The sequence below is a fragment of the Pseudomonas sp. EL_65y_Pfl1_R83 genome (genome assembly GCF_963970695.1).
In the GTDB taxonomy this organism is placed as follows: domain Bacteria; phylum Pseudomonadota; class Gammaproteobacteria; order Pseudomonadales; family Pseudomonadaceae; genus Aquipseudomonas; species Aquipseudomonas tritici.
On the sequence record NZ_CAXAQI010000253.1, the window covers coordinates 1 to 519 of the forward strand.

2 tRNA genes and 1 rRNA gene are annotated in these 519 nt (G+C 46.2%); all 3 read left to right on the top strand.

What is annotated here, in order from left to right:
* A 16S ribosomal RNA gene (locus tag AACY08_RS28695) occupies positions 1-62 on the top strand; the annotation flags it as partial.
* Between the two features lie 121 nt (positions 63-183).
* Positions 184-260 (top strand) — tRNA-Ile (locus AACY08_RS28700).
* 10 nt (positions 261-270) lie between these two features.
* Positions 271-346: transfer RNA gene (locus tag AACY08_RS28705), tRNA-Ala, on the top strand.
* The last annotated feature ends 173 nt before the right edge of the window (positions 347-519 follow it).

Consider the following 519-nt stretch of genomic DNA (forward strand, 5'->3'; position numbering starts at 1 on the left):
TGACTGGGGTGAAGTCGTAACAAGGTAGCCGTAGGGGAACCTGCGGCTGGATCACCTCCTTAATCGACGACATCAGCTGCTCCATAAGTTCCCACACGAATTGCTTGATTCATTGAAGAAGACGATAGAAGCAGCTTTAAGCTCCAAGCTGATAGCTCATAGCTAACAGTTACGCTCGAAATTGGGTCTGTAGCTCAGTTGGTTAGAGCGCACCCCTGATAAGGGTGAGGTCGGCAGTTCGAATCTGCCCAGACCCACCAATTTTGTTATGGGGCCATAGCTCAGCTGGGAGAGCGCCTGCCTTGCACGCAGGAGGTCAACGGTTCGATCCCGTTTGGCTCCACCATTAACTGCTTCTGCTTGTTAGAGTTTAGAAATGAATGTTCTTAATCGAATGTTGATTTCTAGTCTTTGATTAGATCGTTCTTTAAAAATTTGGGTATGTGATAGAAAGATAGACTGAACGTTACTTTCACTGGTAACGGATCAGGCTAAGGTAAAATTTGTGAGTTACTCTGC